This window comes from Streptomyces sp. NPDC059852 (genome assembly GCF_042731455.1).
In the GTDB taxonomy this organism is placed as follows: Bacteria; Actinomycetota; Actinomycetes; order Streptomycetales; family Streptomycetaceae; genus Streptomyces.
The window spans coordinates 1-14,851 of the sequence record NZ_JBHWJK010000043.1 but is presented as its reverse complement, the minus strand read 5'-3'; the positions used below and the strand labels follow the sequence as shown (position 1 = coordinate 14,851).

At 68.1% G+C, this 14,851-nt stretch carries 14 protein-coding genes; 10 read left to right on the top strand and 4 right to left on the bottom strand.

Features of this window, described 5'->3' with window-relative positions:
* Positions 1 to 57: 57 nt before the first annotated feature.
* The gene (locus ACFV46_RS32905; RefSeq protein ID WP_376726756.1) at positions 58 to 585 is read right to left on the bottom strand and encodes a winged helix-turn-helix transcriptional regulator; all 528 of its coding nucleotides are present in this window, start codon (positions 583 to 585) and stop codon (positions 58 to 60) included.
* 67 nt (positions 586 to 652) lie between these two features.
* Here ACFV46_RS32905 and ACFV46_RS32900 point away from each other — a divergent pair, with 67 nt between their 5' ends.
* From ACFV46_RS32900 to ACFV46_RS32885, 4 genes are all read left to right on the top strand, one after another.
* Positions 653 to 2,062 (top strand): MFS transporter, encoded by a 1,410-nt coding sequence (locus tag ACFV46_RS32900; protein WP_385500885.1) that lies wholly within the window; start codon positions 653 to 655, stop codon positions 2,060 to 2,062.
* A gap of 83 nt (positions 2,063 to 2,145) precedes the next feature.
* Positions 2,146 to 3,156, top strand: a complete 1,011-nt coding sequence (locus ACFV46_RS32895) for an SEC-C metal-binding domain-containing protein (protein ID WP_385500883.1) — start codon at positions 2,146 to 2,148, stop codon at positions 3,154 to 3,156.
* Positions 3,157 to 3,180: 24 nt separating this feature from the next.
* Positions 3,181 to 3,651: a very short patch repair endonuclease gene (locus ACFV46_RS32890; protein WP_376726759.1), complete on the top strand. Its 471-nt coding sequence runs from the start codon at positions 3,181 to 3,183 to the stop codon at positions 3,649 to 3,651.
* A 210-nt stretch (positions 3,652 to 3,861) separates the two neighbouring features.
* Positions 3,862 to 5,868 (top strand): DUF262 domain-containing protein, encoded by a 2,007-nt coding sequence (locus tag ACFV46_RS32885; protein ID WP_385500881.1) that lies wholly within the window; start codon positions 3,862 to 3,864, stop codon positions 5,866 to 5,868.
* A gap of 48 nt (positions 5,869 to 5,916) precedes the next feature.
* Here ACFV46_RS32885 and ACFV46_RS32880 read toward each other — a convergent pair whose 3' ends face one another.
* Genes ACFV46_RS32880 through ACFV46_RS32870 form a run of 3 tightly spaced genes read right to left on the bottom strand, consistent with a single transcriptional unit; the run spans position 5,917 to position 10,005 of the window.
* Complete coding sequence (locus tag ACFV46_RS32880) at positions 5,917 to 6,768, bottom strand: protein NO VEIN domain-containing protein (RefSeq protein ID WP_376726761.1); 852 nt, start codon at positions 6,766 to 6,768, stop codon at positions 5,917 to 5,919.
* A complete protein-coding gene (locus tag ACFV46_RS32875; RefSeq protein WP_385500878.1) occupies positions 6,752 to 8,596 on the bottom strand; it encodes a DEAD/DEAH box helicase in 1,845 nt (614 codons plus the stop codon). The genes ACFV46_RS32880 and ACFV46_RS32875 overlap by 17 nt, the downstream gene beginning before the upstream one ends.
* A complete protein-coding gene (locus ACFV46_RS32870; protein ID WP_385500876.1) occupies positions 8,596 to 10,005 on the bottom strand; it encodes a transcriptional regulator in 1,410 nt (469 codons plus the stop codon). Before ACFV46_RS32870 ends, ACFV46_RS32875 begins: the two co-directional genes overlap by 1 nt.
* Positions 10,006 to 10,126: 121 nt before the next feature.
* On the opposite strand from ACFV46_RS32870, the gene ACFV46_RS32865 reads away from it, so the two are divergent.
* From ACFV46_RS32865 to ACFV46_RS32840, 6 genes are all read left to right on the top strand, one after another.
* Positions 10,127 to 10,816, top strand: a complete 690-nt coding sequence (locus tag ACFV46_RS32865; RefSeq protein WP_376726764.1) for a hypothetical protein — start codon at positions 10,127 to 10,129, stop codon at positions 10,814 to 10,816.
* Between the two features lie 227 nt (positions 10,817 to 11,043).
* On the top strand, positions 11,044 to 12,417 hold the full coding sequence (locus ACFV46_RS32860) for a DNA cytosine methyltransferase (RefSeq protein WP_385500875.1): 1,374 nt from the start codon (positions 11,044 to 11,046) through the stop codon (positions 12,415 to 12,417).
* Positions 12,418 to 12,635: 218 nt separating this feature from the next.
* The gene (locus tag ACFV46_RS32855) at positions 12,636 to 12,881 is read left to right on the top strand and encodes a hypothetical protein (protein ID WP_376726766.1); all 246 of its coding nucleotides are present in this window, start codon (positions 12,636 to 12,638) and stop codon (positions 12,879 to 12,881) included.
* A 194-nt stretch (positions 12,882 to 13,075) separates the two neighbouring features.
* Positions 13,076 to 13,279, top strand: a complete 204-nt coding sequence (locus tag ACFV46_RS32850) for a hypothetical protein (protein ID WP_376726767.1) — start codon at positions 13,076 to 13,078, stop codon at positions 13,277 to 13,279.
* Between the two features lie 179 nt (positions 13,280 to 13,458).
* A complete protein-coding gene (locus ACFV46_RS32845) occupies positions 13,459 to 14,316 on the top strand; it encodes an LLM class flavin-dependent oxidoreductase (RefSeq protein ID WP_361924570.1) in 858 nt (285 codons plus the stop codon).
* Positions 14,317 to 14,443: 127 nt separating this feature from the next.
* Complete coding sequence (locus tag ACFV46_RS32840; protein WP_062665287.1) at positions 14,444 to 14,746, top strand: hypothetical protein; 303 nt, start codon at positions 14,444 to 14,446, stop codon at positions 14,744 to 14,746.
* Positions 14,747 to 14,851: the final 105 nt, after the last annotated feature.

Below are 14,851 nucleotides of genomic sequence, written 5' to 3'. Positions count from 1 at the left end.
CGTTCGTTTATACAGGACGCGCGACGGGAGGGAATCGTTCCGGCCCCTCGCCCCTGGTCAGGCGGGCTCCACCACGAGGGGTTCCAGCAGGCGCTTGGGCCGCAGCAGGGCCTGGCCGACCGGGTCGGCGGGGTGGGGGTCGAGTCCGGGGCCCGGCACCATCTCGACGTCGGCGACGGGGACGACCGTCCCGCAGGCGGGGCACTCGCCGTACGCCCCCAGCTCGGTCCCGCAGCCGGCGTGCCGGAAGGAGCGCAGCTTGCGCTCGCCGAAGTGCTCGCGGCCCCACAGACCGAGCGCCCGCAGCGTGGGCCACAGGGCGGTGCCGCGCTCGGTGAGGACGTACTCGTCGCGCGGCGGGGACTGCTGGTAGCGGTGCTTGACGAGGATGCCCTCGGTGGTGAGCGTCTGGAGGCGGGCGGCCAGGACGGCGCGCGGGATGCCGAGGTGGACGAGGAAGTCGTTGTAGCGCCGGACGCCGTAGAGCGCGTCGCGGACGATCAGGAGCGTCCACCGCTCACCGACGATCTCCAGCGCGCGGGCGATGGAGCATTCCTGCGCCGCGTAGTCCTTGCCCAATGCCATGCCCTTCACTGTACCCCTTTCCACCTCCTTGGTTCAGTGAACAGACTCACGATGCTACGGTGACCCCATGCCAAGGTTCACTGAACGAACTGACGCCGCCGCAGCTCCCGCCCCGGCCGCCGACCCGCCCGCCCCGCCCGGCCCGCGCCCGGCCCGCGCCACCCTCGCGCTGACCAGCGCCGCCACCGCCGTCGCCCTGATGACGTACACGGCCCCGATGGTCACGCTGCCCGAGACCGCCGCCGATCTGCACACCCCGCTCTCCGCGCAGGCGTGGCTCCTGAACGGCACACCGCTGGGCCTCGCCGCCCTGCTCCTGGTCGCCGGCAGCCTCGCCGACGACTACGGGCGGCGCCGCGTCTTCGTCGCGGGCACCCTCGCGCTCGGCGTCACCACCGCGCTGGGCGCGCTGACCAGTTCGACCTGGCTGTTCACACTGGCCCGCGTCGCGCAGGGCGCCGCGAGCGCGGCCCTCCTCGCCAGCAGCCTCGGCCTGATCGTCCACGCCTTCCCGAGCCCACGCGGCCGGCTGCACGCCACCGGGGTGTGGGGCGCGTTCGTCAGCGGCGGCATCGCCGTCGGCCCCCTCGTCACCGGCTCGATGCCCAGCTGGCGCGTCGCCTACGGCGTGCTGGGCGCGGCGGCGCTCGTCGTGGCCGCCCTGTCCCACCGCGCCCTCACCGAGTCCCGCGCCCCGCGCGGCGGCCGGCCCGACCTGGCCGGCGCGGTCGCCTTCGGCCTGGCGCTGGTCGCCCTGGTCGCGGCGCTGACCCTGGGCCGGGACGGCTGGCTGCGGGCACCCGTGGCCCTGCTGCTCCTCGCGGCCGTGGTCCTGCTGGGCCTCTTCGCGGTCGTGGAGCGGCGCACGGCGACCCCGATGATCGACCTGGGGCTGCTGCGCCGCCCCGGATTCCTGGCGTCCTCCACCGGCGGCCTGTTCACCGGCCTCGCGGTGATCGGCCTGTTCAGCTTCCTGCCCGCGCTGCTCCAGCAGACGCTCGGCCTGTCCGCGATGGACACGGCCTGGCTGTTCCTGCTGTGGTCCGGGCTGTCGTTCGCCGTGGCCCTCCAGGCCCGCAGGCTGGCGGGCCGCATGGCGCCGCGCCTCCAGCTGGCCCTCGGCTTCGCCCTGCACGCGGCCGGCACCCTGGCCCTGCTGGGCTCGCTCGGCTCCGGCTCCTGGACCCGGCTGCTGCCCGGCCTGATCGTCGCCGGGGTGGGCAGCGGCCTGCTCAACGCCGCGCTGCCCCTGCTCGCCGTGGAGTCGGTCCCGGCCCAGCGGGCCGCGATGGGCTCGGGCGCCCAGCAGACCTTCCGGTACATCGGCTCCTGCGCGGGCGTGGCGCTCACGATCGCGGTCGTGACCTCCACGAAGGGGGGCCTGTCCCACGGCGCCGACATCGCGATGGTCGTCTCGGCGGTCCTGTCGCTGGTGGCGGCGGCCGCGGTGGCGGCGCTGCGGGAGCGGACGGCCTGAGGGGAGCCGAGGGGGGAGCAGGGGTGACCGACTTCTCCCCTCCGTCCTCTCCCCGGACATGTACGGGCAGTACGGTGTCCCCCATGCGCCCCGACACGCCTGCCGAAAACGTCGACCACCCCGCCGAGGCGGCACGCCTGGAGCGAACCGCCGGCCTCTACCCCGAGGACGCCGAGGCCCTGCTGCTGCGGGCCGCGGCCCACCTGGAACTGTCCGGCGACCGCCCCGCCGCGACCGCCCTGTACGACCGCCTGCTGGCGTCGTCGGACCCCCTGGAGAACCCCCATCTGGTGCGCGCCCTCAAGGCGTCGAACCTCTGGGAGTACGGCCACGAGGCCGAGGCCAGGGCGATCATCGACGGCGTCCGTGCGTCCGCCCCGAGGGACCCGGCGCCCTGGGTGATCGTCGCGGAGGCGCTGGAGGCGCACGACGAACTGGAGCAGGCGCAGGAGACGTTCACACAGGCGGCCCGGCTCCTCCTGACGGACGGCGAGGAACCCCCGTACGCGACGCATCCGCTGCTGTTCGGCCGCCACCGGGTGCGCCGCATGCTGGGCCTGGCCCACGACGAGTGGGACGCCCTCGCGGACACCCTGCACTCGATGCCGGTCTCCCTGGACGAGCTCCACGACCCCAAGCGGGTCTGGTCCCTGGGCTCGGACAACCCGGCGGAGCTGGAGGCGGAGATCTCCCGCCTGCGCGCCGAGCTCGGCGCCTACCGGGAGGCCCTGTCACGCCCGTTCCCGGTGGCGATGCTGCGCTGGCCGGCGGACGAGCTGACCGAACTGCTGACGGCGTACCCGTCGCTGTCCGCCGAGTACCCCTCGTACGACGAGCACCTGGCGACGATAGAGACGTCCCTGCGCGAACTGTCCGCCTCCGGCACCCCCAACCTGGGCATCGTCACCGGCACGGTCCCGTCCTACGAGGCCTTCGCCGCCTCGGAACTCTCCTCACCGGAGGACCCGGCCCTCCTCCCCCAGTACGCCACCACCCTCGCCGCCCGAGGCCGGGCCACCGCCTGGCCGCCGCAGCGGGGGGCGGCTTGCTGGTGTGGGTCGGGGCGGGGGTATGGGGAGTGTCATGGGGCGTAGCCGGTGCGGACTAATCTCTCTGGTGTGTCCGAAGATCCCGCGTGGGTAGCGCCCGAAGGTTCCTGGGCTTCGTCCGCGGCCCGGCGTCGCAACATGCAGGCGATCCGAAGCCGTGACACGAAGCCCGAGAAGCTGCTCCGGCAGCTAGTGCATGCGAAAGGGCTGCGCTACCGGGTTGCCGCTCGCCCCCTGCCTGATCTGCGCCGGACGGCCGACATGGTGTTCGGTCCGGCAAAGGTCGCCGTCTTCGTCGACGGTTGTTACTGGCATGGGTGCCCCGATCACTATGTCCCGCCAAAAACCAATTCTGGCTACTGGTCGGAAAAGGTGCTCCGCAACGTCGAGCGCGACCGGGACACTGATCAGCGGCTTAGGGATGCGGGATGGCTTGTGCTCCGCTTCTGGGAACACGACTCAGCGGAGGACTGCGCGCTCGCCGTCGCCGCAGCAGTCGCCGCCCGGAAGGCGCAGCAGAAGAGGACACGACACCCCTGACCCCTGCGTCCCCCTGCCGGTCGGCTCTCACGCCCCCGGGCCGTCCGGTGATGCACGGGTGCGGGCTCAAGTGCGTTCAGCCTCCCTTACGCTATCTCCGGCGAGTGAGCGGTCTTGGCCGGTTCTGTGGGGGGCTGTGCCGCTTGGCTCGCTTCAAGGCATAGCTGCCGCGGTGTGTACCCGTGGCCGCGCGGAGCACTGGGGGGCAAGGTGGCGGTCGAGCGCACGAACCGCGACGTCCGGACACTCATCAAGCAGATCGCGGCTGGAGAGATCATGCTCCCCGAGATCCAGCGCGGGTATGTGTGGAAGGCATCGCAGGTCGCACGTCTCATCGAGTCGCTGTATCGCGGGTATCCGGCCGGATCCCTGCTGTTCTGGAAGACAGGTCAGGCCGCTGAGACCCGAGCGGCAGCAATCGGCACGCCTCAAGCGTTGCCGAGCGTTATGCCTCTCTACCTGTTGGACGGCCAGCAGCGGCTCACTTCGCTCTTCCGCGTCCTGACCGATCACCCGGAAGCCCAGGTCGTCTTCAACATCGAGACGGAGGCCTTCCAGAATCAGAGCGCCGCTACCCGGCGGAACCGAAAATGGATCAAGGTCTATGACGTCGTCGGACCCGATGCCGACATGTTCGCGCTGCACGGCGAACTCAAGGGCGCTGGGCTCGCCCTGCCGGATCCGGAGATCGGGCGTCGGCTCAGCGCGCTGCAGAAGATCACGCAGCGAGACTTCCATATGGAAGTGCTGCATGACTTCGAGTATGAAGAGGTCGCCGACATCTTTGTCCGCGTGAACAGCGGCGGACGCGCACTGAAGACGACTGACCTCGCACTGGCGACGCTCTCCGCCCGCACCCCCGGCTTCCTTGGACAGCTGGAAGCCGAATCGGCTCGCTGGGCGGAGCAGGGCTACGGCGCCCTGAACGTCAACTTCCTCATCAAAGCCCTGACTCTGAGCTTGTCCACGACCGGCACACGCCTTGCATCGGTGGCGAAGCTGACCGCCGCCAGCACGGAAATGGTGGAGACCGGCTGGGAGAAGGTCCAGCGTGGGCTCGCGCGCGTCGTTCCCCTTCTCCGGGAACGGCTCCTCATCCCGACGACGGCCCTGATCCCGTCACTCGCCGCCCTCCACCCTCTGATCCTGTACTACGGTCGGCAGCCGAGCGACGCACGAGTGGCCAAGGAGGTCGAGAACGGCCTTCTGTACTGGTTCCTGGTTGCCACCGCTCGCAACCGGTACGGCGGTGCCACTGACACCACGCTGACCCAGGACATCAGGACGCTGGACGCGGATGATCCTGCGGCAGCCCTGCTCGCCAACCTTGGAATTCGCGAACACGGCTTCGCGGTGACGGCCAGCGACCTGGCTGGCCGCAATCATCAGAGCCCTTACCTGATGTTCTGCTACTTGGCGGCGGCTCACGCGGGTGCCACCGACTGGTGGGACGGCGGACCCATCTCGGAGGCCGTCGACCAGTCCGGGAAGCCGCAATACAGCCTGGTACACCCAGCCACCAAGCTGCGTAATCATGGCTCCAAATACTCGTCCACCGAGATCAACGAACTCGCCAACATCGTCTTCGTTTCTGAGCAGACAGCGAAGAACATCATCGGCGGCCGTTCCCCTGCCGCCTATACGCAGAGCGTCGGCGTCAGCGACCGCACCGCTCATGCCATCCCGGACGACCAAGCTGTTCTTGAGGCGGAGGGTTACCGTGACTTCCTGGCCGCACGCAGAACGTTGCTGGCACAGCGGATCACGGCGCTGCTCGACCAGTTCCGGCCCGCGTTTCTAGCCGCAGCCGGTACAGAGTCAGAGACACGCACGCCGCGATCGCTCGTGCTCGCCGGGTACTCCGAAGCCGGCCGAAGCGTCCTGGTAGCCGAAGCGGAGGCAGACGGCCAGCACTGGACCGGGTGGATCAATCCGGCGGACTTTGAAAGGGCCCTCGACGCGGCCTCCACCGGAATCGCGAGCGATATCCCAGTCGGCGACGATACGGCTCCGCTTCGTGTCGACGATGAGGGCAGCGTCACGTTCGGGCTTGGCCCCTTCATCATCCGTGGCTCGCTCGATCAGTGGCGCACGGCTGTGAAGGACGCGTTCGAGCACGCGCAGCCCTTGACAGAGTGCCCTGAGCCCACGGACGACCAATGGCTCGGAGAACTGGCAGAGTTTCTCATCTCGGACGCAGGAGTAGCAGCGTCCTGATCACCCAGCCAATGACACGCGCCCGCCCGGCTGCGGCACAGGACAGCTCTAGTGAAGCGGCATCCCTCTGAGCAGCTCGGGCGCGGTGTTGGCAAGCATCGGGGCGATGCTGGGAATGCCTGGAACAGATATCCCCGGCGGCACATCGAGTCGGCACGACTCCCACCGCCCCTGGGGCGAACGGTCTGAGGGCACCTGATCCGCGATCCATTCCCGGGGCAGTACAGCCACTGACGCAAGCTTCAGCTCTGCGGTAAGGCGGACGGTTACGAGTTCCCAAGCCGGATCGCGCAGCATCGTCTCGTACTCGTTGCGGGAGATGTAAATGGTAAGGCGGCCCCGCCGGACTGTGCTTTTCACTTCCAGGTGGGCGCAATACTGATAGCCGTCGACGAAAATGTCGTAGCCGTGACCGTCAGACCATGCGGCAACGTGCTCAACGCGGCCTTCAGCCGACTCAGAAAGCAGCTCGAGCAGAGCGAGTTCACCGGCCGAGCCGATACGTGAGCGCTTCTCGGTGTCAACTTTGCTCCACACGGCGTTGAGTTGCGCATACGCTTCCTCTGGGCCGAACCCGAGGGACTCCGCTGCGCGGAGAGCGTCTTCCGGGAGTTCATCGGGCCTGCGGATGAGCAGGTCGGCGTCCTGGAACCAGGGCACGCCGCTATGCACCATGACGGCTTCGAAGACCCGGCAGCGTACGGGCACTGAGGAGCGCGAGTCGTCCAGGAGTCCCGTCTCACGGATCCAGGCGTACGCGGCGTCGTATTGCGTCGGCGTGATGTCGCTGAAATCGCTGTGCGTATGGAAGAGGGCACGGACACGCGCGGCTCCGCTGACCGGCAGCCGCTCCAGCCAGCGGACGGCCGCACGCAGCACCGGTTCAGGCGGCACGGGCACGGAGATGACCCATCAGTGCTTGGAGGTCTCGATGGTCCAAGCCGCCACCGACGGCCGGTTCTTCCTCCAGGTCGGCCAGCTGCTGGACCGCGGGGTCATCGAGGATGCTCCCCATGAAATTCAGCTTGTCACCCAGTCGCTGATCAACTACTTCGTCGATGGTCCCCTCTGAGGCAAGCACAGTAACGCGCGTTTCCGTTTCGGGAGACAGACCAAGCCGGTGAATCCGGTCAAGGCTTTGCAGGAAACGACCGGCCGCGAAGTCCCGGTCCACGTACACAGCGTCGTGACAGTCATGATGAAGGCTGATTCCCTCACCGAGGGTGCCCGGGTTCGACAATAGGACCATAGAGTCACTGTCATGCCGGAAGCGCTTGATGGCCTCCTCGCGGTCAGCGTCCCCCATTCCGCCGTACACCAGGGCTGGCGAGAACTCGCTGAGCATGTTCTCAAGTGTGTTCAGACTCCGGATAAAGGTGGACCAAACGAGCGTCTTACGGCCCTTAGCCGCATTTTCGCTAACAATGGCAAGCACCTCGCGGTACTTCGGCGACAACTCGTAACTCGGAAGATCCTGCATCAAATCAAAGAGCGCCGTACCTTGAGGAACGGAAAGGGGAGGCACTCGGTACGACAGCGGTTCATAGCGCGTTGTCCCGACAGCGAGGAGCGCCGGGCTGGTGGCCGCCATGAGCATATAGACGATGATCTTCCCGAGGGCCAGGAAATCTCCCTCTGAGCCCGCGGCACGAGCGGAGAAGCGGCCAACAAGCGCTTCGTATACCTCCTGGTGAAGGGGCGGCATAGGAACGGTTCGAAGGGTCGTGGACACCGGCGGCAGTCCGAGCTCACCCTTCGTCGTACGCGTGAACAACGGCCGCAAGACCTGACTCGCCTTGGCTAGGTCCCCGCCGGCCACAGCCTGGATCACCTTCTGACGCCCATGGCCTGGCCAAACGAAGCCGAACAGATTCTCCAGGTCCTTGACGCCGTTCGGAGCCGGCGTGCCGGTAAGGATCAAGCGATGTCTGCTGCATGGCCCAAGCGCGAGGCAGGCTGCGCCATCGGTTCCGTCCGCGCCACGCTTCATCCGGTGCGCCTCGTCGAGCAAAAGCATGGACGGGCGCGCGGCCAGCCACTGGCCGAGCTCGTTCACGACACCGTCCTGCCGCAACCGCTCGTAGTTGACGATGAGTGCGTCAGCGGCTGGATCAGCATCCTTGGTGAAGACATCCATGCGCAGCGGCTCGCTCAGGCACTGCCGGTTCTCATGCTTCCACGACTCGAAGCAGGACTTCGGCCCCACGATGAGAAGCCGCTCGATGCCTTCAGCACGACGAAGCGCATGGAAGACGGCCAGACCAACGCGGGTCTTGCCGGCTCCGGGAACAGAGAAGTTAGCCCCGTGACGAAGGGAGAGCAGCTTGGCGATGTCCCGGCGCTGGAAGCTGGTGAGATCCGCGACCCACTCAGGTCCGAGCCGTCTGTCGACCTCCTCACGGTCAACTTCCTCACCCTGGCCTGCCGCCGGATCCAGACGTTGAGCCACGGTCTGCGCATCGACGGCTGAGTCTGTCGCCAGGGAGGCCAGTTGAGGGTCCCACGAGACGCTGCCGGGCTCAGGCCAATTCGCGAGAGCCACCAGGTTCGTCAAGAGGTCATCGATCTCGACCTCCATGGTTCCCGGGGACCGCTGCACGCTGGTCTGGAATCGGAGGGCAAGACGCCGGAGCTCGTTCTCGTAGCCAGTCCCCGCTCTGAGCCGTGCCCGAGTCACACCGTCGCCGAACCCGATCTCCAGGCTTGGCGCGGATGCCTGGTCTGCCATCACTTCTCCCGCGTCGAGTCGAGAAGCCAGGCAACGCCACTGCCAGGGGAACTGAAAGTGCGCCCTGCCTGCTTCGCGAGCCGGGTCAGGCTGGCCCTCAGAGTGAGAAGTGCGTCGTCGAACGCATCCTCGTCAAGGGCCCGCTTAGCCCTGGCCTCGGCGAACTCCGCCGCACACTGATTGACGTAGTCAGCGGCGTCCGTCAGACGCTCTGGAACAGCCACCTGTCGCTTCTGCAGTTCAGCGTTGGCTCCAGCGAGCTTCACGGCGGCATCGAAGGTTTTGCGTGCCGTCTTGATGAGCGCATCAGCCTTCGCCACGGACACGGCGTCCAGGGAGCCACCGGCTTGCGCCGCGGCCTTCGCCTGCAGCAGGGAATCGGTGAGAGCACGAGTGGTCTTCACGGTCGACGTGGCATCCGGAATCGCTACACCCACCAGCCCGGGAATGGACACGGCTGCGGACTCCTGGGCAGCGGGCCGCAGTTCGTCAGGGAGTCGCTCTTCCAGATAGCGGCTGTGGAAGTCGGCCTCCGCCAAGCGCACCGACGTCTTGGCGTAGTTCAGGACCACCATCGCCAGGCGGGACTCCTTGAGCAGTTCCGCGGCATCAGGGTCGGTCTTGGCGAGCTTGGTGTAGTCGCGGTGCAACTCCCGGAGTTTCTCCTGGTGGTCCTCGAAGTCGATGAGCCGGAGCGTGGCACCGCTCACCGTCCGGCTGCGGTCAATCGCATCGTTGATCAACTGGTACACCCAGCGATCCTGCTGGAGGGTCGTCTTCTTGATATTGAAGTCCCGGGCGACGTCTTCCTCGCGGCGTCCGTCCGCGAGCTCGTCTTCGATCGCGATAAGGCGATTGATATACGAGTACTCGCGACGTTTGTCGCGACGCAGCTGCAGGGCGAGCTCAACGTTGTTGATATCGCGACGCGACGTGTCCGGGGGGAGCACACCAACCCGGATATCCCTGACGCCCAGGTCCCTCAAGGCCGCGCATCGGGTGTTCCCATCGACAAGAATGCCGTCCGGACTGATGATGCCGGGCTCGCGCTGGCCCACATCGTCCAGCTCATCCTGAAGGGCCGTGTAATCGGGGTCCTTCTGATTAGGATTGGATGGCCGACAACGCAGCAGGTCATGCAGATACGTTTGTCCTGCCTCGCTCCACGGCTCCTCCTCCAAGACGCGGTTGCGTTCCGGATCGAGTGTGCGCTGTGCGCGGATACGGTGGGTGTCGGGGTTGAAGTAGAGCATGTCAACCGGCATGGAGATCACATGCAGGTGCTTCTGCTCGCCCCGCCATTCCACGGTGATCTTCGCACCGTCCTCGGCCATGGCCTGCTTCAGCCGTTCGTCCACCAGCGAGCGAATCTTCTCGCCCTCGGGCGGGACGCCGAACTTCACAGCCATAGCCAGAGCCTCCTTGGAGCCAGGTCACCTTGTGCCCCAGCATCATGGCAGCACCTGCTGACAGCAGGTGGGCCTGTGACCCACAATCGGTCTTCTGATCAGTGGGAGAACGGAGCACGAAGTGACACTGCCTGCCTGGAACGACCCTGAGCTCAAGGCCGGGACCATGGTTCGCGGGGCGCTCTGGCTCCTTCAAGTGGTGGGTGAAGGGCAGACCTTCAACAAGGAGCAGGTCCGGGATGCCTTCCCCGGTATCTCCCAAGCCGACCGGCGCATACGGGATCTGCGTGACTACGGCTGGGTCCTCTTCACGAACGCCGATGACGCGACGCTCGTCGCGGAGGATCAGCGCTTCGTCAAGGCCGGAGTCCCGGTCTGGGATCCCGCGGCACGCCGGGCCGCAGCGCCTGACAAAGCCGTCTCCAACAAGGAGCGGCAGGCGGCCATGGCCCGCGATGACTACATGTGCACGATTTGCGGCATTTCGGGGAGTGAGGCTTACCTTGACGACTCGAATCAGACTGCCGTCCTCTCCGTCACCCGTCGGCCGACCGTGCTTCCTGACGGCCGGGAGAGAATCCTCCTGACCACGGAATGCAAGCGGTGCCGAGCGGGAGGTGACGGACAGCCTGCCCGGGCAGACGAGGCGCTGGCTGATATCCAGGCGCTCGACTCGGGCGAACGCCGCCGCCTCCTCCGGTGGATCGAACGCGGACGGCGCGGTTCGACACCACTGGACCGGGCCTGGAACGCCTACCGGCGGCTCCCGGCCGACGCCCGGGATGAGGTGCGTGCGGCCTTGCAGGACTGACGTCCGCGGGCCGCCCGGCCGACGGGGCAGGCGGGTTTCGCGTGCACCAGGAGCCCACCGTAGACTTCGGAGCCCTGACCAGCGGACAGCCGCGTTCAGGTGACGCTGTCAGGGCCTGCGGCTAGGGTGCTGCTGCCGTGTTCAGCGGGTGCCCGCTGCGATAGTCAGCCGAGGGTGGCAACCTTGGCTCCGCGCTGGCTAAGCCTGCGCGCTTGAAAGGAGTTCAAATGGCGGCCCCGGAACCCGATCGGCAGCTTGAGGTCATCGAGATCTGCGCGGGCGCTGGAGGCCAGACCCTCGGTCTGGAGCGGGCGGGATTCCGCCACCGGATCGCAGTTGAGCTCGATGAAAGCGCCGCGAACACACTGCGTCGCAATCTGCACGACATCCTGGGCTACAGCCAAGAAGAAGCGGCAGACACGGTGAGGGTCGGCGACGTCGCCGACCCCGGCACGTGGGACCCCACGGAATTCAAGGGGAAGGACATCGACCTGCTCGCCGGTGGTGTTCCCTGTCCACCGTTCAGCATCGCGGGCAAGCAGCTCGGCGCGACCGATGAGCGGGATCTCTTCGCCTGGGCCGTCCAGCTTTGTGGCGAAATCCAGCCGAAGGCCCTCCTTCTGGAGAACGTACGAGGTCTGAGCGCGAACCGGTTCACGGCATACCGGCAGCACGTATTGGACCGGCTGCACGAGTACGGCTATATCGGGGACTGGAAGCTTCTTCACGCCAATGAGTTCGGCGTCTCTCAGCTCCGGCCCCGGTTCGTCCTGGTCGCCCTCAAGCGGGAGTACGCGGAGTACTTCCACTGGCCGACGCCTCACGAGGAGGAGCCACTCAGCGTTGGAAAGCTCCTTGAGGACCTCATGGCGAGCAACGGCTGGGAGAAGGATCAAGTAGCGGATTGGGTCAAGACGGCCAACGACATCGCGCCGACGATCGTCGGCGGCTCCAAAAAGCACGGCGGCGCTGACCTCGGTCCTACTCGCGCTAAGCGAGCCTGGGCAGCCCTTGGAGTGGACGCCATGGGTGTGGCTAACGAACCTCCCAAGAAGGGCTGGCGAGCCCCAGAAGGCGTCCCCGGCCCGAAGCTCACTACAGCCATGGTTGCCCGCATCCAGGGATGGGACGACATCAAGCCAGCTAACGGCATCGGAACAACGCCGGAAAAGGAGTTCCGCTGGGAGTTCCACGGGCGTAAGACCTCCGTGTACCGGCAAATCGGGAACGCATTCCCCCCGCCCGTCGCCAAGGCTCTCGGAGTGGCCATCCGCAACGCCATCCTCAAGGAGGCGGAGCGTAAGGAGCTCGTGGAGAACACTGACCGGGTTCTTGACCCGGTGTACAAGCTTCTCCGTGGCGTGGGCCGGCCTCTGACGGTCGACCAGATCATCGAGCGGCTCGCCAAGCAGGGCACCTTCCTGGGGCAGTCGGATGTCGAGCGGCACCTGAATCACCTCGGCCACGACTTCGCCGTGACGATGACAACCCGCTCCAACGGAGTCATCGCCTACGCCTTGGGGGAGTTCAAGGCGTTCATCGGCCAGGACGATCACCAGCGGCACGATCTGTTCACCCTTCATCGGGCGAAGATCAGCTAGCGAGCATCGCCGGGGTTCCCTTCCTGACATCTCCTCATGCCGCGCACTGCCCAGCTGACCTGACTCTGGATCATCGGCAGAACTGATGCCCCCTCACCCCCATGGCCCGTTCGGCAGTCCCCGAGCGGCGATGGGTGGGATATCGGATTAGCCTCCGAGATGAGCGCAAAGTGGATCATTTCGTGTGCGCTCGGCCGATCCCACCCGTAGGAGGAAGAATGCGCAAGCTTCAGAGGGCCGCTCTCGCGGCCGTAGTGATCGGTAGCCTCACCTGCATAGCCACCGGCACGGCCAGCGCGCAGCCCGCCTACGGTGGCGACGGTTGTCACTCACACGACTTCAACCTCGACATCCTCGGTGAGGTCGGGCTTCTCAACGGGCTCGGGGGCAATCTCATCAACGGTGAGGGAAGCCCCGGCGCGCAACAGACTCACCTGGGTTCCAGCTGCGGTGGGGGCCACTGAGCCGTACGTTCACGGCAGGCGACTCACCCCGACGAGGGCCCCGGGCCCGGGCACACGCCCGGTGCCGGGGCCCTCGCGCGTGTCCGGGGTCGCCGGGATGGACCCGGCGGGTGGGGTCCGGGGCCGCTGGTGGAGGATGGCGGACCGTACCGATCCCCGGGGTGACCTTCCGGGGCGAGCGAGGGGGAGAGCGCATGGGTGTGCTCGTACTGGCCGGGATTCTGCTGCTCGTCGTCGTGGGCTGCGTCTGTGTCGTGTGGGCGGCGCGGGGCGGGCCGCGCTGGGTGCGGGTGGTGTCCGCCGTGACGCTGGGTGTGGCCGGGATCGTCACGGCGCTCGTCCGGGGGATGGGGTCGTCCAGGTCCGGGTCCGGCTCCAGCTCCGGCTCGGACGACTGAACCGCGAGCCCGCTCGATAAATCGTTGGCCGGGCGTATTCGGGGGCCGATACCGTGCCCTCACTTCGACGAGACGTTCCCCGGAGACACGCCGCAGCGTGGGAGCGTCCCACCTCCGCGATGAGGTGCGGGAGGGGCGGCAGCCGACTTCGCCGACCCCTCATCCCGGAGGTTTCCCACATGAACACCCGTCTCGACGTAGGCATCGGCCTGCCCGTCGGTGATCCCGCCGCCCTGCTCACCTGGGCCCGGCGCGCCGACGCCGGTCCCTTCAGCACCCTCGGTCTGCTGGACCGTCTCGTGTACGACAACCCCGAACCGCTCGTCGCCCTCTCCGTCCTCGCCGGTGCCACCTCCCGCGTCCGGGTGCAGACCGAGGTGCTGCTCGCCCCGTTGCGCGGCACCGCCCTGCTGGCCAAGCAGGCGGCCACCCTGGACCGGATGACCGGGGGGCGGCTCGTCCTCGGGCTGGGGGTCGGCGGCAGAGAGGACGATCATCTGGTCGCCGGTACCGAGTTGCGGACCCGGGGGCGGCTCCTGGACCGGCAGATGGCCCTCATGCGGCGGCTTTGGGCGGGTGAGGCGTACGGGGAGGGTGCCGGTCCCGTCGGGCCCGCGCCCGCCCGTGCAGGGGGGCCACAGGTGCTGTTCGGCGGGTTCCAGCCGGCCGCGCTCGAACGCGTCGCGCGCTTCGGCGACGGCTTCCTCGCCGCGGCCCCGCCCTCCTGGGCGGGCGGCCTGTTCGACACCGTCCGCGGTTTCTGGAGGGAGCACGGCCGGGACGGCGAACCCCGCCTGGTGGCCCAGGTGAACGTGGCTCTCGGCCCGCGGGACGTGCTCGACGACGCCCGTTCCCGGCTGCTCGCCTACTACGCCTTCACGGGCATGGCCGACCGGATGGCCGAGGGGCTGCTCACCACCCCGGCCGCGATCCGCGCGGCGCTCACCGCCTACGCCGGGCTGGGCGTCCACGAGGTGATGCTCTACTGCCACGGCGTCGACCCCGACCAGGTGGACCGGCTGGCCGACGTGCTCTGAGCCCGCTCCGGCGCCGGGCGGGAGCGGGAAGGGCTCGCCGGTGGAAGGCGGCGCCGGCCCGCCCGTTATCTTCATGCTCTACAGCTCGGCCGGCAGCAGCGGCCGGCGCAAGCGGTTGGAGGGACACATGGCGAGGATCCCCAGCGCGGTGGTCGCCGCGAGCGGGCTCGTCGGCGGGTACGGCGTGGCCCGCTGGACCAGGAAGCGGCAGCTGGGCGGGGCCGTGCTGGCCGTCGCGGGGGCCACGGCCGCACAGCAGTGGCGGCGGCAGGCCGGCGACCGGGCCGCCGTGGCCCTCACCGTCACGTATGCCGCCGCCTTCGCCGGTTCGCACCCGCTGGCCAGGAAGGTCGGCGCCTGGCCGGCCGTCTTCGGGGTGGCGGGGGCCGTCGCCCTCGCCTCCTGGGCGGTCGCCGACCGCCGGGGATGAGGCATGAGGGAGGCGGGCCGCGCCCCCCGGGGCGGCGCCGCCCGGGGGGAAGGGAGGGGCGGGGGCCCGGTCCCCAGGAGGGCCCCGGCCCCCCAGCCCGCCGCC